The organism is Sphingomonas sp. (assembly GCF_036269755.1).
In the GTDB taxonomy this organism is placed as follows: Bacteria; Pseudomonadota; Alphaproteobacteria; order Sphingomonadales; family Sphingomonadaceae; genus Sphingomonas.
The window spans coordinates 43,493-65,942 of sequence record NZ_DATBDV010000020.1; the positions used below are offsets into that span (position 1 = coordinate 43,493).

Below are 22,450 nucleotides of genomic sequence, written 5' to 3' on the forward strand. Positions count from 1 at the left end.
GGTGCCGCACCAGGCAGAGCGGCGATCCAGAGCGCGCGCCTCTAGGCCGCCTGACCGTCTGATGCAAGCACGCTCGGACCGGGAACGGCGGCGTAATGTTGCGTCCGCTCGCGCGTGATGATAGCGCGCGGCGCTTGACGCTGCCCGCGCCCGTTTCGGACATGGCTGGCCCCATTACGCCCAATTCAGGACGACGATGCTCATTCCATCCGCTTATGCCCAGACCGCCGGCGCCGCCAGTGCCGGCACCGATGCCACCGCCGGGCTGATCTCGACCGTCCTGCCGCTGGTCCTGGTCTTCATTGCCTTCTACTTCTTCATGATCCGTCCGCAGCAGGGCCGCGTGAAGGCGCTGCAGAACGCGATCGCCGGTATCAAGAAGAACGATCAGGTGATCACATCGGGCGGGATTCTCGGCAAGGTGACCAAGGTCGAAGATCGTTTCGTCGAGGTCGAGATCGCGCCCAACGTCAAGATCCGCGTCGTCCGCGCGACGATCAGCGAGGTGGTGAATCCCACCTCGGCCAAGCCGGCGAACGACTAATGCTCGATTTTCCCCGCTGGAAGGTGTGGTCGATCAGCGTTTTCCTGATCGTATTGTGCGCGCTCGCCGTGCCCAGTTTCCTGCCCGAACGCATTACCGCCGGCTGGCCGGTCCATCCGCGGATCAATCTCGGGCTCGACCTGGCGGGCGGCAGCTATCTGCTGCTTGAGGCCAATACCGACGATCTGATCGTCACGCGGCTGGGCCAGAAGAAGCAGGAAGTCGCGACCGACATGCGGCGCGCCAAGATCGACATCGGCGAGATTTCGACCAGCGGCGGCAAATTGACCTTCATGCTCAGGAATGCCGGCCAGCTCGAGGATGCGCGCCAGCTGCTGAGCCAAAAGACCAATGGCGTCGGCACCACCGGCCAGCGCGACTGGGATATCGCGGTGGTCAATTCGACCCAGTTCGTGCTGACCCCGACCCAGGCCGGGATCCAGGCGGCGATCGACGGCGCGATGGACGGCGCGACCGAAGTCGTCCGCCGCCGCATCGATTCGCTCGGCACGCGCGAGCCGACGATCATCAAGCAGGGATCGACCCGGATCGTGGTCCAGGTGCCGGGCCTGCAGGACCCGACCGCGCTCAAAGCGTTGCTCGGCAAGACCGCCAAGCTCGAGTTCAAGCTGGTCGACGTCAACGCCGACGGCAGCCAGCTCGTCAAGGGCATCGTCCCGATCGGCGACCAGGTGCTGCCCTATCCCTCGGCCGCCGGGTTCCGCGCGTCGTATATCGGTCAGGAGCAGGGCAAGGTTCCGGTCATCGCGGTGCGCAACGAAGCGATCATCACCGGCAAGAATCTGACCGACGCCCGCGAGGAACCTGATCCGCAGGACAACCAGCCGGTAGTGGCCTTCCAGTTCGACACCGAGGGCGGCAAGAGCTTCGCCAAGGTGACTCAAGCCAATGTCGGCAAGCCGTTCGCGATCATCCTCGACAACAGCGTGATCTCGGCGCCCAACATCAACACGCCCATTATGGGCGGCAGCGGCATCATCCAGGGCGGCTTTACCGTCAAGACCGCCAACGACCTCGCGATCCAGCTCAAGTCGGGCGCGCTGCCCGTCGCGTTGAAGGTGGTCGAGGAATCGACCGTCGGCCCCGATCTCGGCAAGGATTCAATCAATGCGGGCATCACCGCGTCGATCATCGCGGTGGTGCTGGTCGTGCTGTTCATGCTGGTGACCTATGGCCGGTTCGGGATCTATGCCGACTGGGCGGTGGTGATCAACGTGCTGGTGATCATGGGCGTGCTCGCCTTGATCAACGGCACGCTGACGTTGCCCGGGATTGCCGGGTTCGTGCTGACGATCGGCACCGCGGTCGATGCCAACGTGCTGATCAACGAACGCATCCGCGAGGAGCGAAGGCGCGGGCGAAGCGTCGTCCAAGCGGTCGAACTCGGCTACAAGGAAGCCAGCCGTACGATTTTCGAGGCCAACATGACCCATGCGATTTCGGGCGTGATCATGTTCCTGCTCGGGTCGGGGCCGGTCAAGGGCTTCGCGGTGGTGTTGCTGATCGGCATCGCGACCTCGGTGTTCACCGCGGTGACCTTCACCCGGATGCTCGTCGTCCTCTGGCTGCGGAAGCATCGTCCGCAGACGATACACATATGACCTGCTTGTTTTTCGTCACCCCGGCGAAGGCCGGGGCCGCTGCGTGCGCAGGCGCGCGCCATCATATGGAGACCCCGGCCTGCGCCGGGGTGACGGGTTAGACCATGCGCCTGCTCAAGATCGTTCCCGACAACACTAATATCGACTTCGTCCGCCTGCGCTACTGGGCGTTCGGGCTGACCATGTTGCTGACCATCGCGGCGGTCGCGCTGGTCGCGGTCAACCGCCTCAACATGGGCGTGGACTTCGCCGGCGGTCTGATGATCGAGGAACAGTTCCAGACGCCGCCGAGCACCGACAAGGTGCGAACCGCGGTCGACCGGCTGGGCGTCGGCGAAGCCTCGCTGCAGCAGGTCGGGCTTGACGGCAGGACGATCGCGATCCGCCTGCCGGTGCAGAAGAGCGGCGACGAGGGCGCGACCAACGCGGCGGTCAACAAGGTCAAGGCGGCGCTTGCGGAGCAATTCCCCGGCGCCAAATTTTCGCGCTATTCGACCGTTTCGGGCAAGGTGTCGGGCGAGCTCGTCCAGCACGGCATCCTTGCGGTGGTGCTCGCGGTGATCGGCATCTGTCTGTTCGCGATCTTCCGGTTCGAATGGCAATTCGGCGTCTCGACCGGGGTCGCGATCATGCACGACGTGCTGATGACGATGGGGTTCTTCGCGCTGACGCAGTTCGAATTCGACCTCAACATCGTCGCGGCGGTGCTGACCATCATCGGCTATTCGATCAACGACAAGATCGTCATCGACGACCGCATCCGCGAGAATATGCGGCGATACCGCAAGATGGACATGCGCGAGATCATCAACCTGTCGGTCAACGAAACCCTTCCCCGGACCGTGATGACCTCGCTGACGATCCTGCTCGCGCTCGCGTCGCTGCTCGTGTTCGGCGGCCACGTGCTGCGCGGCTTCACCGCGGCGATGATCCTCGGCGTGTTCGTCGGGACCTATTCGTCGATCTACGTTTCGTCGTCGTTGCTCATCACGCTGGGCCTGCGCGCCGATCCGGTCGCCACCGACAAGCCGGTCAAGCCCAACCCGGCCAGCGGCGCCGAGCGCGTCGGCCCGCAGCGCTGATGCGGATGGAGCGCGACCGCGCCGATGGGCCGGTCGTGTCGGGTCTGTCGGACGCCGGGTTCCGGATCGACGATAATGTCTATGCCGCATTGGTGATCACGCCGCTGCGCGCCGACGGCTGGTCGCCGCCGCCGCTCGCCGCGCTCGACCCGGCGGCGCTGGCGCCGGCGCTCGGGCTCGACCCGCAGCCCGAATTCGTGTTGCTCGGCACCGGCGCGACCCTGGTGCGGCCGCCGCTCGCATTGGTCCGCGCGCTCGAATCGCGCGGTATCGGGGTGGAGGCGATGGACAGCCGCGCCGCCGCGCGCGCCTGGGGCGTGCTGCGCGGCGAGGGACGCTGGATCGCGGGGGCATTCTATCCAATCCAGGCTTGATCACGCCGCGTACGCCGATAGTCTGGCGGTGACTCGAAAAATTGGGGATGGGCGATGAAGTATCTGCTGACGATTGGCGCGTGCCTGGCGATCGCCGTTCCCGCGGCCGCGCAAACGACACCGCCGACCGCGCCGCCGCCGGCACCCCCGGTCGCGGTCGCGCCCGTACCTCCCGTGCCGCCGGCGCCGGTGTTCGCGCCGATCCCCGCCCCCGATTACACCAGCGACGCCGGCTGGCTGTGCCGCCCCGGCCGCAAGGACGCTTGCGCGGTCGACCAGGACGTCACCGTCATCGCCGCCAACGGCAAGCGCAAGATCGAGCGGTTCAAGCCGGAACCGGCGCCGACCTACGATTGCTTCTACGTCTACCCGACCGTCTCGCTCGATCCGACGCCCAATAGCGACCTAAACATCGGCGACGAGGAGCGCCGAGTCGCCGCGTCGCAGGCGGCGCGGTTCACGTCGAAATGCCGAGTCTTCGCGCCGCTCTATCGCCAGGTCACGCTGACCGCGTTGCGCGACTTCATGGCGGGCAAGCCGACCACCGCCGACCGCAAGCTCGCCTTCCTCGACGTGCAGGCAGCGTGGTACGACTATCTCAAGCGCGACAATGGCGGACGCGGTGTCGTTCTCATCGGGCATAGCCAAGGCGCGCTTGTCCTTAAGCAGCTGCTCGCCGACGTCATCGAAAAAGACCGCGATATGAGGCGCAACCTGATCGCGGCATACTTGCTCGGTGCCAACGTCGCGGTGCCGCCGGGCGGGGACGTCGGCGGCGACTTCAAGACGACGCGGTTGTGCAAATCGATGCAGCAGTTCGGCTGTGTCGTCACCTACACGACGTTCCGCGCCGATTCGCCGCCGCCCGTCAACAGCCGTTTCGCGCGTGTCGACATGCCGGGGATGGTCGCCGCCTGCACCAACCCGGCGGCACTCGGCGGTGGCAGGGCGGTGACCGACGCGATCTTCGCCACGAGCGGCGCCGGTCTGGGCAGCACGCCGATGGGCCAGTGGACGACCGACGGCGCAGCGGTGACGACCCCGTTCGTGTCGGTGCCTGGGCTGATCTCGGCCGAATGCGTGTCGAACGGCGGGTTCAACTATCTCGCGGTCACGGTAAACGCCGACCCTGCAGACCCGCGCACCGACACGATTGTCGGTGACGTGGTGGTCAACGGCACGACCCTCAAGGACTGGGGGCTGCACTTGATCGACATGCCCGTCGAGATGGGCAACCTCGTGACGCTGAGCGAATATCAGGCGGCGGCGTGGCGCGGCATCCCGATGAAGGAGCCCAAGCGCTAGCCGCGGTACTGCGCGACGAGCCCCGACAAATGCTCGTATAGTCCGGCGGTATTGGCTTCCCAAGTGAAGCGTTCGGCGCCGGCGCGGACTTGCGCGGACGGCGTGCGGTCGGCGATCACCGCGGCGATGCCCGAGGCGAATCCGGCCGCCGAGCGCCCGACGATCCGGCCATAAGCGCGCTCGGTGACGACTTCGGCCGCGCCGCCGACATCGGGGACGACGATCGGCGTGCCGCAAGCGAGCGCCTCCACCCAGGCATTGGCGAGGCCTTCGTTGACCGAAGCGAGCGCCATCACGTCGGCGGCGCCGAGCAAATCGGCCATCTCCCCGTGCGGCACTGCGCCGAGCAGGCGCACGCGATCTTCGAGCCCGAGCGCGGCGATTTTCGTTTCGAGCGCGCCGCGATACGGCCCTTCGCCCGCGATCAGCAACGTCGCATTGGGTAGCGCGGCGACCGCGTCGATGACGATGTCGTGGCCCTTGCGGTCGATCAGTGCGCCGTTCGAGACGACCAGCGCGCCGGCGACCTTGAGCGCGGCCTTGGCGGCATGCCGGTCGCGCGGAACGAAACGGCCGAGATCGACCCCGGTGCGGTGGACGCGAATACGGTCGGCGGGCATGCCGATCGCGACCATGTCGCGCTTCATCGCCGCCGAGACCGCGAGCACGCCGTCGGCATCGCGACCCGCCGCGCGGACCTGGCCGCCGGTCGCCGCCGCCATGCCCCAATGATGGATGTCGCTGCCGCGCGCCTTGATCGACACCGGCACGCCGAAGGCCTTGCCCATCGCGACCGCCGCTGGGCCGTCGGGAAAGAAGAACGATGCGTCGATCACGTCGAACGCGAAGTCGCGGCGGATATTGGCGAGTACGGGACGCAGGCTGCGGGTCAGCGCGCCGACATGGAACCGCCCCGCCGTTCCGGGCACGTTGAGGAAGCGCGGGCGATAGACGTCGATCCCCTTCCACTGCTCGCCGAGCGGCAGCCGGGCGAGCGCGGCATGGCGGCCGGTCAGCGCGAGCGGGAAGGGCGGCAGCCCGAGCGGCGCGACGACGCGGAGCTCGACTCGCGGGTGCGCCGCCAGCCCGAGCGTCTGGCGCTCGACGAACACGCCGAAATTGCGCCGCGTGGCGTCGGGAAACAGGGTCGACAGAGTCAGGACGCGCAGCATCGCGATTCCTTAGCGGGGCGATGGTTAACGGGGCAGTAATTACAAATCCTCCCCGTTTACGGGGGAGGGCATGCGAAGCATGGTGGAGGGGGGTGGCTGCTGGCGCCTCGTCTGCCGCGATCGTCTCCACCGCCTTCGTTCCCCCTCCCCAATTCATGGGGAGGATTTTATATTCTTTTGTCCCCCGGATAGGCGAACAGCAGGTCGCTTCCCGCACTGGCGTGGACATGCGCCGTGCCCGTCACCGTCACGCACTCGCCCGCGCGCCAGGCGACGCCGTCGACCACGCCCTCGCCCTTGAGCGGGGTCAGCCAGGCGGTCACGCCGTCGGGCAAAGTCACTTCGCGGTCGCCGCCGGCCCAGCGTTCGAGCACGAACTTCGGTCCTTCGACCAGGATCGTGCGGCCTTCGCTCACCTCGCCGACGATCGGCTTGACGTGGAACGGGTTGGGATCGGCCACCGCCAGCCCGTCGTCGAGGTGCAACTCACGGTCGCTGCCGTAATCGTACAACCGATAGGTGAGGTCGACGTTCTGCTGAGTCTCGACCAACGTGATGCCGCCGCCGATCGCGTGGATCGTGCCTGCCGGGCAATAGAGGAAATCGCCCGCCTTGACCGGCTTCCAGTCGAGCATGTCGACGATCGATCCGTCCTCGGCGCCCTTGCGCAATGCCTCGCGCGTCGTCGGGACCTTGGTGCCAAGCGCGATCGTCGCGCCGGGCTCGGCCGCCAGGATCACCCAGCATTCGTCCTTGCCGCGCTTGTATCCCGCCGCGCGCGCCGCTTCGTCGTTCGGGTGGTCCTGCACCGACAGCGGCTTGCTGGTGAAGAGGTATTTGATCAGCATTTCGGGCGTGCCGGCGTCGGGAGCCTGGAACCACACTTCGCCGATCGGCTCGCCGCCGGGTTCCGGATCGGCGAATCCCGGCCAAAGGTCGTGCCGCCCCCACGGTTTCTCGACTCTCTTGGTGGCAAGCAAGGTCGCAGTCATCGCGTTCACACCCCTCCCAAATCCGTTACGGCCGGCCAACGCCCGGAGCCCGCGATCCGATCCGCCACCTTTGCCGCGAAAAAGCCACACGCTTTGGTCATTGGCGAAAATCGTTGTTCGCGATGCTCACGCTCGTCTAAGGCACCGTTCCATGCGTATGTCACCATCCCGCTCGCTGTTGCTCGTCCTCGCTCTTGCCGTGCCGCTCGCCGGATGTGCCGGTCGTGGCGGCCTCAAGAAGGGCGACGTCCCCTATATCGCGCGCGATGTCGGCACGCTCTACACGCTCGCCAAGCGCCGTCTCGACCAGGGCCAGTACAAGCAAGCCGCGCAGCTGTTCGACGAGGTCGAGCGCCAGCATCCCTATTCGATCTGGGCGCGCCGCGCGCAGCTGATGAGCGCGTTCGCCTATTACATGGACCAGGATTACACCGAATCGATCAAGGCCGCGCAGGGCTTCATCCAGATCCATCCCGGCAACCGCGATGCGCCCTATGCCTATTATCTCGTCGCGCTCGGCTATTACGAACAGATCGCCGACGTGACTCGCGACCAGAAGATCACCAGCCAGGCGATGGACGCGCTGGGCGAACTGGCGCGTCGCTATCCGACGACCAAGTACGCCGCCGACGCCCGGCTCAAGATGGACTTGGTGCGCGACCATCTCGCCGGCAAGGAAATGGAGATCGGCCGCTTCTACGAGGATCGCGGCCAATGGCTCGCGGCGACGCTTCGCTTCCGTACCGTGGTCGACCAATATCAGACGACCACGCATGTGCCCGAGGCGCTGATGCGGCTGACCGAGACCTATCTCGCGCTCGGCGTGCCCGAGGAAGCGCAGAAATCGGCCGCGGTGCTCGGCGCCAATTATCCCGGCACCGACTGGTACAAGCACGCCTACAAGCTGATGCAGAATCACCCGTGGACGCCGGCCACGCCGCTGGCCGCGGGCGAGCAGCCGATCCCGCTCGGGCTGAAGGATGCCCAGCCGGCGCTGCCCGGGAGCGCGGGCGTTTCCGCCAAGGACGAAGGGCAGGGATCGACCGGCACCAGCAACACCGGCGGCGCCGGCAGCGGCCCGCCGAAGTAAGGCGGGGCGTCACGCAATTACTTCCCTCCCTTCCAGGGAGGGGAACAGAGATGATGCCGACAACCGCAACCCGTTGCCGTTGCCGGAGCCCGTCCCTAGAAACCCAGCGATGCTGACCGCGCTCGCCATTCGGGACGTCGTGCTGATCGAGGCGCTCGAGCTCGATTTCGGCGGCGGGCTGGGCGTGCTGACGGGGGAGACCGGGGCGGGCAAGTCGATCCTGCTCGACGCCTTAGGGCTGGCGCTGGGCGATCGCGCCGACAGCGGGCTGGTCCGCCGGGGCGCCGCGCAGGCGGTGGTGACCGCGAGCTTCGATACGCCGCATGCCGACGGGCCGATCGCCGCGTTGCTGAGCGACAACGGTTTCGACGTCGATCCCGGCGAGCCGCTGATCGTCCGCCGGATCGTCAAGGCCGATGGCGGCAGCCGCGGCTTCGTCAACGATCAGCCGGCCTCGGCCGGGCTGCTCCGCGACCTCGCGCAGCTTCTGGTCGAAGTGCATGGGCAGCACGACGATCGCGGGCTGCTCGCGCCGGCCGGACACCGCGCGCTGCTCGATGCTTTCGGCCGCTGTCGAGTCGGCGGCGTGGCTGCGGCGCACCGCGCGTGGCGCGATGCCGAAACGGCGCTGGCCGAGGCGCGCGAAGCGATCGACGCTGCGGCCCGCGACCGCGATTACCTGACGCACGCGGTGGCCGAATTGCGCCAGCTCGCCCCGGAGCCGGGGGAAGAGGAAATGCTCGCCGATCGCCGCCGTACGATGCAGCGCGCCGAAAAGATCGCCGACGACATGGCCGCGCTCGATACCTGGCTCGGCGGATCGGACGGTGGGCTCGCGCAATTGCGCCAGGCCGCCCGTGCACTCGAACGCGTCGCGGACGCGCATCCCGCGCTGGCCGAAGCGCTCGCCGCGATCGACCGGGCGATCAACGAGGCGTCGCTCGCCGAGGACGGCATCGCTGCCGCGAAAACCGGGCTGATGTTCGACCCGCGCGCGCTCGAGGAGGACGAGACTCGTTTGTTCGACTTGCGGGCGATGGCGCGCAAGCATCGTGTCCAGCCCGATGAGCTTGCCGCGCTGACCGAAGAGATGGCCGCGCGACTGGCGACGATCGAGGCGGGGGAGGAGGGGCTCGCCGCGCTCGCCGCCACCGTCGCCGCGACTCGCGCAAGCTACGAAGCCGCCGCCGACGCGCTGTCCGCCGAACGCCATGCCGCCGCCGGGCGCCTCGACCGCGCGGTCGCCGCTGAGCTCGCACCATTGAAGCTCGACGCGGCGCGCTTCCGTACCGTCGTCGCGATGCTGCCCGAGGAGCAATGGGGTGCGGGCGGCAAGGACCGTGTCGAGTTCGAGATTTCGACCAACCCCGGCGCGCCGTTCGCCGCGCTGACCCGAATCGCGTCGGGCGGCGAGCTGTCGCGCTTCATCCTCGCGCTGAAGGTTGCGCTAGCCGAGGAAGGCGGTGCCGCGACGATGATCTTCGACGAAATCGACCGCGGCGTCGGCGGCGCCGTTGCGTCGGCGATCGGCGAACGCCTCGCGCGGCTGGCCGAGCGCACGCAAGTGCTGGTGGTGACGCACAGCCCGCAAGTCGCGGCGCGCGGCGCCATGCACTTCTTCATTGCCAAATCGTCCGACGGCACCGTCACTCGAACCGGCGTCCACGCGCTCGACGACCGCGAACGGCGGGAGGAGATCGCGCGGATGCTGTCGGGCGCGACGATCACCGATGAGGCGAGGGCGCAGGCCGGACGGTTGCTGGAGGCGGCCTAGAACGGCAGCTTGAACGTCACCATCGCGGCAGGCGCGCAGAACCCGCCGACGCAATGTTCCCGCGCGCGACCGTCGATCGTGCCGTTGCCCAGCTTGGCGGTCATCGGCGGCAACGGGCGGCCGCCCGGCGGCGGGCCAAGCGGGCGGAGGCGATATTGCTCGGAATCGGTCTTGCCGCAAATGACGATGTCGTCGGTGGACGGCGCACAGTCCGGCACGACGCTAATCGATTTGGGCAGAACCGGGCCGGCGGCGGGCAACGGCGAAGGTTCGACCGGGACCGATTGCCCCGCCAACAGCATCATCGCCAGCATCGTCGAGCTCCCTCTGCCCTCAGCCGGCCTAGCCGCCAATCGCAGCCGAAATGGGGCAACGCTTGATCGCCGCGCGCGCCGCCGATAGCTGGCGGTATGGCCGCGCCGCTTCCCGCCGATGATTCCGAAGCTGCCGCCGAGCTGGAGTCGCTCGCGGCGGAAATCGCTCGGCACAACCGGTTGTATCACGCCGACGACGCGCCGGAGATTTCGGACGCCGATTACGACGCGCTGATGCGGCGCAATGCGGCGTTGGAGGCGGCATTTCCGCACCTCGTCCGCGCCGATTCGCCGAGTGTGAAGGTCGGCGCGGCGCCCGCCGGGCATCTTGCCAAGGTGGCGCATGCGCGGCCGATGTTCAGCCTCGACAACGCGTTCGACGACGACGAGGTGCGCGATTTTGTCGGGCGCGTGCGGCGGTTCCTCAACCTCGGCGAAGACGCCGAGGTTGCGCTGACCGCCGAGCCGAAGATCGACGGACTCAGCTGCTCGGTGCGCTACGAACAAGGCCGGCTGGTCCAGGCACTGACTCGCGGCGACGGACAGGTCGGGGAAGACGTCACCGCCAACGTCCGCACCATCGCCGACATTCCGCAATACTTGCCTGAGGAAGACTTCGGTTGTCCCGACGTGTTCGAGGTACGTGGTGAAGTTTACATGGCAAAGGCGGACTTTGCAGCACTCAACGCTCGGCTGCTCTATGAAGCCGAGGGTACCGGGAAGGATGCGCGACAGTTTGCTAATCCTCGCAACGCTGCGGCCGGATCGCTACGGCAGAAGGATGCGTCTGTAACGGCATCGCGCCCGTTGCGCTTCCTTGCGTGGGGCTGGGGCGAAACCACGGAATTGCTGGGCGACACTCAAAGCCAAATTATCTCGCATTTTCGGCATGGCGGCTTCCCTGTGTCGGACTTGTTCGCAGGACCGTTCGATCCCCAGAGCGCGCTCGATCAATATAAAAGGATCGAAGAAAGGCGCGCCGATCTGCCGTTCGATATCGACGGTGTGGTGTATAAGGTCGACCGGCTCGATTGGCAGCAGCGGCTCGGCTTCGTCGGACGCGCGCCGCGCTGGGGCCTTGCCCACAAATTCCCCGCCGAGCGCGCGCAGACGACCTTGCTCGATATCGACATCCAGGTCGGCCGCACCGGCAAGTTGACCCCCGTCGCCAAGCTCGAGCCGGTTACCGTCGGCGGCGTCGTCGTGCGCAACGCGACGCTGCACAATGCCGACGAAATCGCGCGGCTCGGCGTGCGGCCGGGCGATCGCGTGGTGCTCCAGCGCGCTGGCGACGTCATCCCGCAGATCGTCGAGAACCTCACCCGCGACGAGGAGCGCGCGCCATGGAGCTTCCCCACGCTGTGCCCGCAATGCGGCAGCGAGGCGGTGGCGGAGGAAGGGGAGGTCGACGTGCGCTGCACCGGCGGGCTGATCTGCCCGGCACAGCGGCTTGAACGATTGAAGCATTTCGTGTCGCGCGGCGCGCTCGATATCGACGGGCTGGGCGAGAAGACTTTGGTCGAATTCCTCGACCTTGGCTGGATCGTCGAGCCGGCCGACATCTTCCGCCTGGCGGCGCACCGCGACGAGCTTGTCGGCCGTGAGGGATGGCAGGCCAAGTCGGTCGATGCCCTGCTCGCCGCAATCGAAGCGCGGCGGACGCCCGACGCCGCGCGCCTGCTGTTCGGGCTCGGCATCCGCCATGTCGGCCAAGTCACCGCGCGCGACTTGATGAAGATGTTCGGTACGCTGCCGGCGTTGCGCACCGCCGCCGAAACGGTGCGCGCCGGCGACGCCGAGGCGGCCGAACGGTTCGCGCTGATCGACGGGGTCGGCCCGGCCGTGATCGAGGCGCTGGGCGACTTCTTCCACGAGCCGCACAACCAGCAGGTGTGGGACGACCTCCTCGCCGAAGTCGTCCCGCCGCCGTTCGTCGTTGAAACGCGCGAATCGCGCGTGAGCGGCATGACCGTCGTATTCACCGGCACGCTGGAGACGATGAGCCGCGACGAGGCCAAGGCGCAGGCGGAGACGCTCGGCGCGCGAGTCGCCGGATCGGTATCGGCAAAGACCGGGCTGGTGGTCGCCGGACCGGGCGCTGGGTCGAAGCTCAAGAAGGCGGCGGAACTGGGCATCGAAGTGATCGACGAGGCCGGATGGGCCGCGATCGTCGCTGCCGCTGCGGACTGACGCCACCATCCGGGGTGATGCTTTTCTGCAACGCAACATATGTGAATCCGATTTATCCACAGTCTCGCTTGCACTGTCACCGAAGCGTAATATTCTGTCGTCAAGGGCGCTCAGGGAAGATGCTCGGATTCGGTACATCGGGCGAAACCGCTCCATAGGGGAATATCATGCGAACTCATCTGCTTATCGGTGTGGCTGTGGCTGCGATCATGCTTCCGGGTGCGGCCTATGCCCAGTCGGCTGGCTCGACCGACTTCGAAGGCGACATCGTCATTACCTCGTCCAGGGCGCAGGGCGTCGGCGGGGTGCAGGTTCCCGATAGCAGCAAGGCGAAGGGCGTCCTGACCAAGGAATTCATCCAGCGCCAGACCCCGGGTAACTCGATCCTCGATACGATCAATTCGCTGCCGGGTGTCAGCTTCCAGAACAACGATCCGTTCGGATCGGCGGGCGGCACGCTCACGATCCGCGGCTTCGACTCGAGCCGCATCGGGCTGACCTTCGACGGCGTTCCGCTCAACGACACCGGCAACTATGCGCTCTATTCGAACCAGCAGCTCGATCCCGAGCTGATCGAGCAGGTCAACGTCAGCTACGGCTCGACCGACGTCGACAGCCCGACCGCGGCGGCTTCGGGTTCGACCGTGAACTACACCACGATCGTCCCGACCGACAATTTCGGCGCGCGGTTGGAAGGCTCGATTGGCGATTATAACTTTTTCCGCGTGTTCGGCCTGCTCAACACCGGCACCTTTACCAGCTTCGGCACCAAGGCCTGGATCTCCGCCAGCCATGCCGAGAACGACGTGGTGTTCAACAATTTCGGCAAGATCCGTAAGGGGCAGTTCAACGCCCGCGTCTATCAGCCGATCGGCTCGAATGGCGACTTCATCTCGATCGCGGGCAACTACAACGTCAACCGCAACAACTTTTTCGGATCCGCGCCGCTCCGCGTCGACACCAACGTCTATACGCAGACCGGCACCGGTACCGGCCCGGCGGCCGGCACGGTAAACAACCCGATCTTCAACACCGGCGCCTTGCGCACCGCAGGTACCGGCTCCTTGAACCGCTTCCCTTATGGCCGCGACGAGTTGCCCTACCTGATCGCTCGCTGCCAGGTGACGCAGGGCGTCAACGGGACGGCTCAGTCGCCCGGCACGATCAGCGCGCCCGGCTTTTCGAATAACAACACGGCTTGCGGATCCAGCTTCGACGAGCGTTACAACCCGTCGAACACCGGCAACATCCGCATCAGCTCGCGCTTCACGCTGGCGCCGGGCCTGGTGCTGACGGTCGAGCCCAGTTTCCAGTACGTCAAGGCGAACGGCGGCGGCACCGTCACCGGCCGCGAGGCCACCAGCGGCTATACGCAGACCGCTACCGCCACGCGCGGCGCGATCACGACGCCGCTGTTCGGCTTCGTCGGCGGGAACTATTATTTCGGTCGCGACCTCAACGGCGACGCCGACCTGCTCGATCAGGTCACTCTGCTGGCGCCGAGCCAGACGGTGACGCATCGTTACGGGCTGATCAGCTCGCTGCGTTACGACCTCGACGAGCATAACACGCTTCGTATCGCCTATTCGCACGATTACGGTCGTCACCGGCAGACCGGTGAGGTCAATCAGTTGCTGCCCAACGGCTACCCGACCGACGTTTTCCCAATCAACAATCCGTTGCGCGACGCCAATGGGTTTATCCTCGAGAAGCGCGACCGGTTGTCGTTCGCGATCCTCGATCAGGTGGCGGGCGAATATCGCGGCGAGTTCGGCGGCCTGACCGTCAGCGTCGGGGTCCGCGCTCCTTTCTTCGTCCGCAAGCTGGACAATTTCTGCTTTACGACGAGCTCAAGCGGCTTCGTAGACTGCTTCGGTCGCGGCAACACCGCGGCAAACAATACCTATGCTACGGCGAACCCGTACAGCTTCAACGCGACGACCAACTTCGTGACCGGCTATGCCCCGCCGCAGGAGCGCACCTACCGCTACAACCGCGTGCTCCCGAACGTCGGCTTCACCTACAAATTCGGTGGAGGGATGACGGCGTACATTAACTATTCGAAGGGGTTGCAGGTGCCGGGCACCGACAATCTGTACAATGCCTTCTACTATCCGGTCGGATCGGCGCAGGCGAAGCCTGTGCCGGAAACCTCGGACAATTTCGATGCCGGGATTCGCTACACGACCAGCAAAGTTCAGGCGTTCGTCGGCCCGTGGTACACGCGGTTCACCAATCGTCTGGCCAGCGCATTCGATCCGGATACGCAGACGACCTTTTACCGCAACCTCGGCCGGGTCGATAAATACGGCATCGACGGCAGCATCTCGTATCGTCCGATCCCGGAGATCACCGCTTACGTGTACGGCTCGTACCTGAAGTCGGAGATCAAGAACAACATCGTGCTCGGCAATTGCACGGTCGCGACCACGTCCAACTGCTCGTCGGTCGGGCAGCCGATCTATGCGCTGACCGCCGGCAAGCGTGAATCGGGTGCGCCGGTTTATACGTTGGGTGGCCGCCTGCAGGGCAATTTCGGACCGGTTGAACTGGGCGTTCAGGCCAAGCTGACGGGTCCACGCTATGTCAACGACCAGAACCTGCCCAACCTGCAGTGCACGGCCGCGGTCGTAAACCAGATTTGCCCGACTGCGGCAAACACCACGGCGACGACGTTTACGGGAAACACGCCGACCGGCGGCTATACCGGTACGCGTGGCTTCGAGTATCAGGTCTATCCGGCCAAGACCCCTGCCTATACGACGGTCGATCTCGATGCTCGCGTGAGCCTGGAGTTCCTGGGGCTCAATAAGACCACCTACTTCCAGTTCAACGTGCAGAACGTGTTCAACAAGTTCTACGTTGGCGGTTTCGTGGGGGGCGCCACCTCGGCGTACAGTGTACCGTTCGTCCAGATCGGCAGCCCACGGGCGTTCATCGGTACGGTCAACGTGCAGTTCTGATCGCTACTCGCGATCGACTGAAAGGAGCGCCGCTCCCGGCTTCGGCCGGGGGCGGCGTTCTTTTTTTGCGGCTGAGCTGACGGCAGAGCGGCGTCTGCCTGTTTGGACCGGCTCGGGACCGATTGGCGGCGGCCAGGATTGAAATTGCCACTGCGCCGCGGGCAATCGCTATTCGCGTCAACGGTGGTGGACAGGGCTGGATTCGAACCAGCGTACGCTTGCACGGGCAGATTTACAGTCTGCTGCCTTTAACCACTCGGCCACCTGTCCCCAGGTCGTCGCCCCTTGTCGGGACTGGTCGCTCGCTGCTGCGAGAGGGCGCCCAATGCCCAAGCCGTGCCGCGCTGTCAACGCGGGGATCGCCGGCCTTGCGCGTCGCCGCACGCGGCAATAGCGTGCGCAGCGTTCGTCGCCTCCCAGGGGAAAGCTCTTCATGCGCAAATTGCTCGTCGCCGCGCTCGCGGCCGCCGCTCTTCTCGTTCCCGCCGCGTCGCAATCGGCGACCGATTACCCGGTGATCAACCGCATCATCGACGAAGGCTTCAACCATAGCCAGGTGATGGATACCGCCGAATATTTGGCGGACCGGATCGGCCCGCGGCTGACCAACTCGCCGGGGATGCGCAAGGCGGAGGACTGGACGTCGGGCAAGTTCCGCGAATGGGGACTGCAGAGCGTCCACAAGGAAGGCTTCGCGTTCGGCCGCGGCTGGTGGATCGAAAGCTCGAGCGTGCGGATGACGAGCCCGCGCCCGATCCAGCTGACCGCGATCCCGATCGCCTGGACGCCCTCGACCAATGGCACGGTGACCGGCGAAGTCATGGTCGCGCCGCTGACCAGCCCGGCCGACTTCGCCAAGTGGCGCGGCAAGCTCAAGGGCAAGATCGTACTGGTGACGAGGCCCGATACCGGCTCGGAGCCCGGCGAGGCGGCGTTCAAGCGCTACACCGACGAAGACATCGCCAAGCTCGACCAGTTCCAGCAACCCCGATACGACCCCGACGCCGCCGACCGCGGGGTCAAGCGGCTCGGCTTCGCCAAAGCGATGGACGCGTTCCTGCAGGAAGAGGGCGTGGTCGCTTACGCCACCAAGTCGCGCAACGACGGCAAACTGGTTCACGGCGAAGGCTATCTGTTCGGGGTTGGCGATACGGTGAAGACGCCGGGGGTCGAAATCGCGGCGGAGGATTACCGCAGGCTTGCACGGCTCGCAGGGCTCGGTCTCGCGCCGACCGTGTCGATCGCCAACGATGTGCGCTTCGACGACAGCGACCCCAACGCCTACGACATCATCGCCGACATTCCGGGCAGCGCCAAGGACGGCAGCTACGTGATGGCTGGCGCGCACCTCGATTCTTGGGTGGCGGGCGACGGTGCGGCGGACAATGGCGCCGGCAGTGCGATGATCATGGAGGCGGCGCGGATCCTCGCCAAGATGCCGCGGCCCAAGCGCACCATCCGCTTCGCACTCTGGGCGGGCGAGGAACAGGGGCTGCTCGGCAGCCTGGCCTATGTCGAGAACCATTTCGTGACGCGCGGCGGCGATGCCAGCGCGACGGGCCTTGCGCGCTATATAGGCTGGAGCAATCGCTGGCCGATCAGCACCAAGCCCGAATGGTCGAAAATGGCGGCCTATTTCAACATCGACAACGGATCGGGCAAATTGCGCGGCATCTATGCCGAGAATAACCCGGCGGTGGTGCCGATCTTCAAGGAATGGCTGACGCCGTTCAATTCGATGGGCGCATCGTCGGTGGTGATCCGCAAGACCGGCGGCACCGACCACGTGTTCATGCAGGCGGTCGGGCTGCCCGGGTTCCAGTTCATCCAGGACCCGCTCGATTACGATAGCCGAATCCACCACAGCTCGCTCGACACGTTCGATCATCTGAAGGGCGATGATATGCGCCAGGCCTCGGTGATCCTCGCGGCGTTCCTATGGAATGCGGCGAACGGCGACGCGCTGCCAAGGCCGCCGCTGCCGACCCAGCCGGTCAAGACCGACCCGTACGCGTATGGGAATGAGTAGATCGTCACCCCGGCGGAGGCCGGGGCCGCCCTGTCATACAGCGGTGCAGGCCTTCGCCGGCACGACGGTAAACTAGTGGCGCGCAAGGGCCACCGCCCATCCAAGGCGCCGGCATCGCGCCCGCGCTTCTGGGGCCGTCACGCTGTGAGCGCGGCGCTTGCCAACCCCGAGCGCACCGTCCGCAAGCTGTGGGCGACGCGGGAGGGCATGAGCGGCATCGACGTACCCGCGAGCGTGCCCGTCACCTTCGCCGACGTCGCCGATCTCGGCCGGCTGGTGCCGGCCGACGCGCCGCATCAGGGACTGGTGGCGGAGGTCGATCCGCTCGAGGATACCTGGCTCGGCGACTTGCTCCAGCAAGGCGCGGGGGAGGGCGACAATCGCCCGCTGTTGGTGCTCGACCAGGTCACCGATCCGCACAATGTCGGCGCGATCCTGCGCTCGGCGGCGGCGTTCGACGCGCTCGGCATCGTCACGCAGGACCGCCACTCGCCGCCGGAAAGCGGGGCGCTCGCGCGCGCCGCATCGGGCGCGCTCGAGATCGTGCCGTGGGTACGCGTCGTCAATCTGGCGCGCGCGCTGGAGGAGATCGCGGAGGCCAATTTTTGGCGGATCGGGCTCGCCGGCGAGGCGCCCGAGACGCTGGCGACCGCGATCGGCAAGGCGCGCGTGGCGCTGGTGCTCGGCGCCGAGGGCGAGGGGATGCGGCACAACACCGCGCAGCATTGCGACCAGCTCGCGCGGCTGCCGATCTCGTCGCGAATGGAAAGCTTGAACGTATCGAACGCCGCCGCGATCGCGCTCTATGCGGTGGCGGCGCGCGACCATGCGGGGGATTGATCGATGACGCTACGGATGACTCGCCTCGCGCTGGCGCTGCTCGCGTCGATGCTGCTCGCCTCCTGCTTGCTCGCGCCGGGCAAGTTCACCTCGACGCTGACGATCAACGCTGACCGCGGCTTCACCTACGCCTATGTCGGAGAGGTGTACGGCCTCGACATGGACCAGATGATGAAGGACATGCCGGGCGACGGCGACAAGCCGGCTTCGACTCAGCCGGTCGGCTGGCAGAAGACCCCCGCCAAACCCGCGCCGGCGGAGCCCAAGGAGGACAAGGACGCCGCGAACCGCGCGGTTGCCGAGGCGCTGTCGAAGGAAGCGGGGTTCCGCAAGGTCGAGTATCTCGGCAACAACAAGTTCATGATCGACTATCAGATCGGCGGCAAGCTCGATCATACCTTTCTGTTTCCGTACAATATCGACGCCGGGATCATCATTCCGTTCATCGCGGTCGAGCTTCGCGCCAACGGCACCGCGCGGGTTAAGGCGCCGGGCTTCGCCAACGACGCCAAGGCGCAAGGCGCGGGGATGGAGATGGGCGGCAGTGACGCGGCCAGGGCGGCGAGCAAGCTCGACGGCGTGTTCACGCTCGACACCGACGCCGAAGTCGTGAGCCAGAACAACGAGGACGGGGTCAAGACTGTGGGCGGCCGCACCACGATCGCGTGGAAGGCGACGCCGCTGAGCTCGACCGCGCCGATGGCGGTGTTGCGGTTCAAGTGACCATTCGTCGCCCCCGGCGAAGGCCGGGGCCGTCGGCGTTCTTCAACAAATCGCGGCCCCGGCCTCCGCCCGGGCGACGGAATCAGTCCTCTTCCGCGATCCTCACCCGCAACCCATCGAGCGCATCGGTGAACTCGATCTGGCACGACAGCCGGCTGGTCGCATCGCGGTCCGACGACGAATCGAGCAAGTCGTTCTCGTCCTCGCCCATCGGCGTGAGTTTGGGCGCAAATTCCGGGTCGACATGGACGTGGCAGGTCGCGCAGCTGCAGCAGCCGCCGCACAACGCCAGCACTTCGTCGATCCCGGCGTCGCGGATCACTTCCATCACCGAAAGGCCGGCCTGTCCCGTGATTTCCTGTTCTTCCCCGTCGCGCTTGACGACGATAAGCTGGGGCATGGCATTCCTCTCTAGTCCGGTCGCCCCGCGCCATGCCTTGGCGGGCGTGCGCAATCAAGGTCGCGCTGCATGGTGACGACTCGCGACAGCATCCGCGCCGCGTGCGACGCGCTGGCTGCAATCGATCCGGCCTTCGCACGCGCCGTCGAGCGTGCGGGCTATCCCGAACCGCGCGTGCGCGAGCGTGGGTACGGCACGTTGCTCCGCACGATCGTGGGACAGCAAGTCAGCGTCGCCGCCGCCGCGTCGATCTGGCGCAAGCTTGAGGAGCAATGCGGCGACCTCGAGGACCCGGCGAACGTCGCCAGGGCAAGCGACGAACAACTCCGCGCGGCCGGGCTGTCGCGGCAGAAAGCGAGCTATGCGCGCAGCCTCGCCGAGGAAGTGACGAGCGGCCGGCTCGACCTCGCGCACCTGCCCGCCGATGACGAGGAAGCGATCGCCAAGCTGGCCCAGGTCAAGGGGATCGGGCGCTGGTCGGCCGAAATATATCTGCTGTTCGCGGAAGGTCGGGCCGACGTCTGGCCAGCCGGGGACCTTGCGGTGCAGATCGAGATCGGCCGCATCCTCGGTCATGATGTGCGCCCGAGCGAGAAGGCGATCCGCGACTTGGCGGAAGCCTGGCGCCCGCACCGGGGTGCGGCGGCGATCCTGGCGTGGCACCATTACAAGGTCGACATGGCGGTGATTTAATTAATTAGCCCCTCCGCTTCAGGGGAGGGGCTAAGTTGCCTAGGCAGGCGTCCACAGCATCGTCTTGCAGATGAACGCGATGCACCCCTGGACCTTCAGCTTCGCGCCGTCGCGGGCGACGATCGCGCGATAGGTCCGGCCGCCCTTGGGGTCGTAGACACGTCCCGTCCAGCTGTCGCCGTCCGGCACCAAGGCGGTCAGGATCGGCACGCCCACCAGAGGCCGCGTCCGTAGCTTCGGGTCGGGGTTGTTCGAGTCGACCGCCGGGCCGCTGGGCGGTCCCTTGATCACGCGCGCGATGTGCCCGCAGAGGCTCGGTCCGCATGGCGCGATCGCAATCACCGCGCTGCCATCCGGAGTCAGCCAGCGGCCCGCGATCGTAGTGGCGGGCGCGGCGGCGGTCAGCGCGGCGAGCGAAAGTCCTGCAAGGATACATCGGATCATCGCCCAGCCATAACAGGTGATTGCGCCGCGCGCGTGGACGATTTAGCCCGTGCTTCCAGGGGGTAAGCGCGAGTGACGAGAGAAAGCGCCTTTGCCGGGGCGAGCGACGCGGAAATTGCGGTCCAGTTTCTCCAGCCCGCGCCCGGTTTGCGCCGATTCGTCTCCCGGCTATCACTTCTACACGCTCAACTTCGCGCCCGGCGCCGCGCATGACGATTTGTTCTACCGGCCTGGGGCAATGTCCGCTTCTACTCGAACCATGTCGACTAAGGGGTTGGGGGGCGTCTCGTAGAACCTATCGCTCAGTGACTGCCCCACCCCAACCCAGCACCGGGTGAACGATGCCCCGCACCGTTCAGGCCATGCTGGGGCCATGGCCGACTCGGCGCTCCTGAAGGGTAGGGGCTTTCCTGGCCGCCTCGACATTTGGCGTTGGCGATGCAACCACCCGACGCGCCGATGCGTACGGCGGCATGATCGCCAAGGGGACCAAGTGACGCCACCGCCGACCAGCGATGCGATAGACGAGCGCGGCTTTGCGCCGCCGCGTCCGTCGCTGGCGGAAAGCCATGCGAGCATCGCCGTGCCGCGCGGTTTCTGGCGGCGGCTGATGGCGTTCGTCGGGCCGGGCTATCTGGTCGCGGTCGGCTATATGGACCCCGGCAATTGGGCGACCGATCTCGCCGGCGGGTCGGCGTTCGGCTATACCTTGCTCAGCGTCGTGCTCGCCTCGAGCCTGATGGCGATCCTGCTCCAGACCTTGTCGGCACGGCTCGGCATCGCCGCCGGGCTCGACCTCGCGCAAGCATGCCGCGCGCGTTTCTCGCGCACGACCAACCTCGCTTTATGGGTGCTGTGCGAGCTGGCTATCATCGCATGCGATCTCGCCGAAGTGCTCGGCACCGCGGTCGCGCTCAAACTGCTGTTCGGCCTGCCGCTGCTGTTGGGAGTGATCATCACCGCGTTCGACGTGATGCTCCTGCTCGCGCTCCAGCGTTTCGGGTTTCGGAAGCTCGAGGCATTCGTCGCGACCCTGCTCGTCGTCGTCGCCGGCTGCTTCGCCTACGAAGTGTGGCTGGCGCGGCCGATTTGGGGCGCGGTGGCCGCCGGGTTCGTGCCGCGCGGCGAGATCTTCGCCAACCCGGCGATGCTGTACATCGCAATCGGCATCCTCGGCGCGACGGTGATGCCGCACAACCTCTATTTGCATTCGTCGGTGGTGCAGACCCGCGCGATCGCGCAGGGCGACCGACGAAGCGCGATCCGTTACGCAACCGCCGATACGGTGATCGCGCTAGGCTTCGCGTTCCTGATCAACGCGGCGATCCTGATCCTCGCCGCCGCGACCTTTCACAGCGCCGGGCGCACCGGGGTCGCCGATATCGAGGAAGCGTACCGGCTGTTGTCGCCGATGCTCGGCGCGGGTGCTGCGAGCGTGGTGTTCGCGCTGGCGCTGCTCGCCTCGGGACAGAATTCGACCGTCACCGGCACGCTTGCCGGCCAAATCGCGATGGAGGGGTTCCTCGACCTGCGCTTGCCGCTCTGGGGGCGGCAACTTGTCACGCGATTGCTGGCGATCGTCCCCGCGGTGGGGGTGATTGCCGTGGCGGGCGAAGCCGCGACGACCAGCCTGCTGGTGCTGAGCCAAGTCGTGCTCAGCCTGCAACTGCCGTTCGCGGTGATCCCGCTGGTCGCGTTCACCAGCGACAAGACGCTGATGGGGGAATTCGCCAGCCCTGTGGCGTTGCGCGTAGCGGCGTGGCTGGTCGCGGCGATGATCGTGGTCCTGAACGTGACGCTGTTGGTCCGGATCGCCGCGATCTAGCCATCTTCGGCATGACGGCCGGGAGAGACGATCCCCGCCCGCATTTTTCGTTTTCCTACACCTAACCAGATAGG

19 protein-coding genes and 1 tRNA gene are annotated in these 22,450 nt (G+C 66.4%); 14 read left to right on the plus strand and 6 right to left on the minus strand.

The genetic code is table 11. From position 1 onward, the window contains the following. Positions 1 to 196 precede the first annotated feature (196 nt). From yajC to VH326_RS13075, 5 genes are all read left to right on the plus strand, one after another. The gene (gene yajC / locus VH326_RS13055; RefSeq protein ID WP_329632273.1) at positions 197 to 544 is read left to right on the plus strand and encodes a preprotein translocase subunit YajC; all 348 of its coding nucleotides are present in this window, start codon (positions 197 to 199) and stop codon (positions 542 to 544) included. Then, positions 544 to 2,166: a protein translocase subunit SecD gene (secD, locus tag VH326_RS13060; RefSeq protein ID WP_329632274.1), complete on the plus strand. Its 1,623-nt coding sequence runs from the start codon at positions 544 to 546 to the stop codon at positions 2,164 to 2,166. Before yajC ends, secD begins: the two co-directional genes overlap by 1 nt. A 104-nt stretch (positions 2,167 to 2,270) precedes the next feature. Continuing rightward, complete coding sequence (gene secF, locus VH326_RS13065; RefSeq protein ID WP_329632275.1) at positions 2,271 to 3,248, plus strand: protein translocase subunit SecF; 978 nt, start codon at positions 2,271 to 2,273, stop codon at positions 3,246 to 3,248. Next, positions 3,248 to 3,622, plus strand: a complete 375-nt coding sequence (locus VH326_RS13070; protein WP_329632276.1) for an Mth938-like domain-containing protein — start codon at positions 3,248 to 3,250, stop codon at positions 3,620 to 3,622. The genes secF and VH326_RS13070 overlap by 1 nt, the downstream gene beginning before the upstream one ends. A 54-nt stretch (positions 3,623 to 3,676) precedes the next feature. Then, positions 3,677 to 4,927, plus strand: a complete 1,251-nt coding sequence (locus tag VH326_RS13075) for a DUF3089 domain-containing protein (RefSeq protein ID WP_329632277.1) — start codon at positions 3,677 to 3,679, stop codon at positions 4,925 to 4,927. On the opposite strand, the gene VH326_RS13080 is transcribed toward VH326_RS13075, so the two are convergent. Both VH326_RS13080 and VH326_RS13085 read right to left on the minus strand, forming a co-directional pair. Further along, positions 4,924 to 6,099, minus strand: a complete 1,176-nt coding sequence (locus VH326_RS13080) for a glycosyltransferase (RefSeq protein ID WP_329632278.1) — start codon at positions 6,097 to 6,099, stop codon at positions 4,924 to 4,926. The two genes, VH326_RS13075 and VH326_RS13080, sit on opposite strands and share 4 nt — an antisense overlap. A gap of 167 nt (positions 6,100 to 6,266) precedes the next feature. After that, positions 6,267 to 7,091, minus strand: coding sequence for a class I mannose-6-phosphate isomerase (locus VH326_RS13085; RefSeq protein ID WP_329632418.1), 825 nt, complete (start codon positions 7,089 to 7,091; stop codon positions 6,267 to 6,269). Between the two features lie 151 nt (positions 7,092 to 7,242). On the opposite strand from VH326_RS13085, the gene VH326_RS13090 reads away from it, so the two are divergent. Together VH326_RS13090 and recN are read left to right on the plus strand one after the other, a co-directional pair. Further along, the gene (locus VH326_RS13090) at positions 7,243 to 8,181 is read left to right on the plus strand and encodes an outer membrane protein assembly factor BamD (protein WP_329632279.1); all 939 of its coding nucleotides are present in this window, start codon (positions 7,243 to 7,245) and stop codon (positions 8,179 to 8,181) included. Positions 8,182 to 8,290: 109 nt separating this feature from the next. Then, positions 8,291 to 9,955: a DNA repair protein RecN gene (recN, locus tag VH326_RS13095; protein ID WP_329632280.1), complete on the plus strand. Its 1,665-nt coding sequence runs from the start codon at positions 8,291 to 8,293 to the stop codon at positions 9,953 to 9,955. On the opposite strand, the gene VH326_RS13100 is transcribed toward recN, so the two are convergent. Further along, positions 9,952 to 10,269 (minus strand): hypothetical protein, encoded by a 318-nt coding sequence (locus VH326_RS13100; RefSeq protein WP_329632281.1) that lies wholly within the window; start codon positions 10,267 to 10,269, stop codon positions 9,952 to 9,954. The two genes, recN and VH326_RS13100, sit on opposite strands and share 4 nt — an antisense overlap. A gap of 96 nt (positions 10,270 to 10,365) precedes the next feature. Between VH326_RS13100 and ligA the strand changes: the two genes are divergently transcribed. Next, the gene (gene ligA / locus VH326_RS13105) at positions 10,366 to 12,459 is read left to right on the plus strand and encodes an NAD-dependent DNA ligase LigA (protein WP_329632282.1); all 2,094 of its coding nucleotides are present in this window, start codon (positions 10,366 to 10,368) and stop codon (positions 12,457 to 12,459) included. A 167-nt stretch (positions 12,460 to 12,626) separates the two neighbouring features. Further along, entirely contained in the window at positions 12,627 to 15,422 is a 2,796-nt protein-coding gene (locus VH326_RS13110; RefSeq protein ID WP_329632283.1) for a TonB-dependent receptor, read from the plus strand. 184 nt (positions 15,423 to 15,606) lie between these two features. On the opposite strand, the gene VH326_RS13115 is transcribed toward VH326_RS13110, so the two are convergent. Beyond that, positions 15,607 to 15,692: transfer RNA gene (locus tag VH326_RS13115), tRNA-Tyr, on the minus strand. Between the two features lie 163 nt (positions 15,693 to 15,855). Here VH326_RS13115 and VH326_RS13120 point away from each other — a divergent pair. The 3 genes from VH326_RS13120 (at position 15,856) to VH326_RS13130 (ending at position 19,014) form a co-directional block, all read left to right on the plus strand. Continuing rightward, positions 15,856 to 17,451, plus strand: a complete 1,596-nt coding sequence (locus VH326_RS13120; protein WP_329632284.1) for a M20/M25/M40 family metallo-hydrolase — start codon at positions 15,856 to 15,858, stop codon at positions 17,449 to 17,451. A gap of 75 nt (positions 17,452 to 17,526) precedes the next feature. Further along, positions 17,527 to 18,291 carry a 23S rRNA (guanosine(2251)-2'-O)-methyltransferase RlmB gene (gene rlmB, locus VH326_RS13125; RefSeq protein WP_329632285.1) on the plus strand — a complete coding sequence of 255 codons (765 nt, stop codon included), beginning with the start codon at positions 17,527 to 17,529 and terminating at the stop codon, positions 18,289 to 18,291. Positions 18,292 to 18,294: 3 nt separating this feature from the next. Beyond that, the gene (locus VH326_RS13130) at positions 18,295 to 19,014 is read left to right on the plus strand and encodes a hypothetical protein (RefSeq protein WP_329632286.1); all 720 of its coding nucleotides are present in this window, start codon (positions 18,295 to 18,297) and stop codon (positions 19,012 to 19,014) included. A gap of 82 nt (positions 19,015 to 19,096) precedes the next feature. Here the strand turns inward: VH326_RS13130 and VH326_RS13135 are convergent, their stop codons facing one another. Continuing rightward, positions 19,097 to 19,414, minus strand: coding sequence for a 2Fe-2S iron-sulfur cluster-binding protein (locus tag VH326_RS13135; RefSeq protein ID WP_329632287.1), 318 nt, complete (start codon positions 19,412 to 19,414; stop codon positions 19,097 to 19,099). A 69-nt stretch (positions 19,415 to 19,483) separates the two neighbouring features. On the opposite strand from VH326_RS13135, the gene VH326_RS13140 reads away from it, so the two are divergent. Further along, positions 19,484 to 20,107: a DNA-3-methyladenine glycosylase 2 family protein gene (locus tag VH326_RS13140; protein WP_329632288.1), complete on the plus strand. Its 624-nt coding sequence runs from the start codon at positions 19,484 to 19,486 to the stop codon at positions 20,105 to 20,107. 39 nt (positions 20,108 to 20,146) lie between these two features. Here VH326_RS13140 and VH326_RS13145 read toward each other — a convergent pair whose 3' ends face one another. Next, positions 20,147 to 20,551 (minus strand): DUF2147 domain-containing protein, encoded by a 405-nt coding sequence (locus VH326_RS13145; protein WP_329632289.1) that lies wholly within the window; start codon positions 20,549 to 20,551, stop codon positions 20,147 to 20,149. A gap of 493 nt (positions 20,552 to 21,044) precedes the next feature. Here VH326_RS13145 and VH326_RS13150 point away from each other — a divergent pair, with 493 nt between their 5' ends. Further along, the gene (locus tag VH326_RS13150) at positions 21,045 to 22,376 is read left to right on the plus strand and encodes an Nramp family divalent metal transporter (protein WP_329632290.1); all 1,332 of its coding nucleotides are present in this window, start codon (positions 21,045 to 21,047) and stop codon (positions 22,374 to 22,376) included. The last annotated feature ends 74 nt before the right edge of the window (positions 22,377 to 22,450 follow it).

Excerpts from the sequence above, each read along its gene's own strand:
- VH326_RS13090 (WP_329632279.1), top strand. The coding sequence starts at position 7,243 with ATGCGTATGTCACCATCCCGCTCGCTGTTGCTCGTCCTCGCTCTTGCC.
- VH326_RS13080 (WP_329632278.1), bottom strand. The coding sequence starts at position 6,099 with ATGCTGCGCGTCCTGACTCTGTCGACCCTGTTTCCCGACGCCACGCGG.
- VH326_RS13085 (WP_329632418.1), bottom strand. The coding sequence starts at position 7,091 with ATGACTGCGACCTTGCTTGCCACCAAGAGAGTCGAGAAACCGTGGGGG.
- secF (WP_329632275.1), top strand. The coding sequence starts at position 2,271 with ATGCGCCTGCTCAAGATCGTTCCCGACAACACTAATATCGACTTCGTC.
- VH326_RS13120 (WP_329632284.1), top strand. The coding sequence starts at position 15,856 with ATGCGCAAATTGCTCGTCGCCGCGCTCGCGGCCGCCGCTCTTCTCGTT.
- VH326_RS13140 (WP_329632288.1), top strand. The coding sequence starts at position 19,484 with ATGGTGACGACTCGCGACAGCATCCGCGCCGCGTGCGACGCGCTGGCT.
- VH326_RS13145 (WP_329632289.1), bottom strand. The coding sequence starts at position 20,551 with ATGATCCGATGTATCCTTGCAGGACTTTCGCTCGCCGCGCTGACCGCC.
- VH326_RS13070 (WP_329632276.1), top strand. The coding sequence starts at position 3,248 with ATGCGGATGGAGCGCGACCGCGCCGATGGGCCGGTCGTGTCGGGTCTG.
- VH326_RS13100 (WP_329632281.1), bottom strand. The coding sequence starts at position 10,269 with ATGCTGGCGATGATGCTGTTGGCGGGGCAATCGGTCCCGGTCGAACCT.
- ligA (WP_329632282.1), top strand. The coding sequence starts at position 10,366 with ATGGCCGCGCCGCTTCCCGCCGATGATTCCGAAGCTGCCGCCGAGCTG.
- yajC (WP_329632273.1), top strand. The coding sequence starts at position 197 with ATGCTCATTCCATCCGCTTATGCCCAGACCGCCGGCGCCGCCAGTGCC.
- VH326_RS13135 (WP_329632287.1), bottom strand. The coding sequence starts at position 19,414 with ATGCCCCAGCTTATCGTCGTCAAGCGCGACGGGGAAGAACAGGAAATC.
- VH326_RS13075 (WP_329632277.1), top strand. The coding sequence starts at position 3,677 with ATGAAGTATCTGCTGACGATTGGCGCGTGCCTGGCGATCGCCGTTCCC.
- VH326_RS13130 (WP_329632286.1), top strand. The coding sequence starts at position 18,295 with ATGACGCTACGGATGACTCGCCTCGCGCTGGCGCTGCTCGCGTCGATG.
- VH326_RS13110 (WP_329632283.1), top strand. The coding sequence starts at position 12,627 with ATGCGAACTCATCTGCTTATCGGTGTGGCTGTGGCTGCGATCATGCTT.
- recN (WP_329632280.1), top strand. The coding sequence starts at position 8,291 with ATGCTGACCGCGCTCGCCATTCGGGACGTCGTGCTGATCGAGGCGCTC.
- secD (WP_329632274.1), top strand. The coding sequence starts at position 544 with ATGCTCGATTTTCCCCGCTGGAAGGTGTGGTCGATCAGCGTTTTCCTG.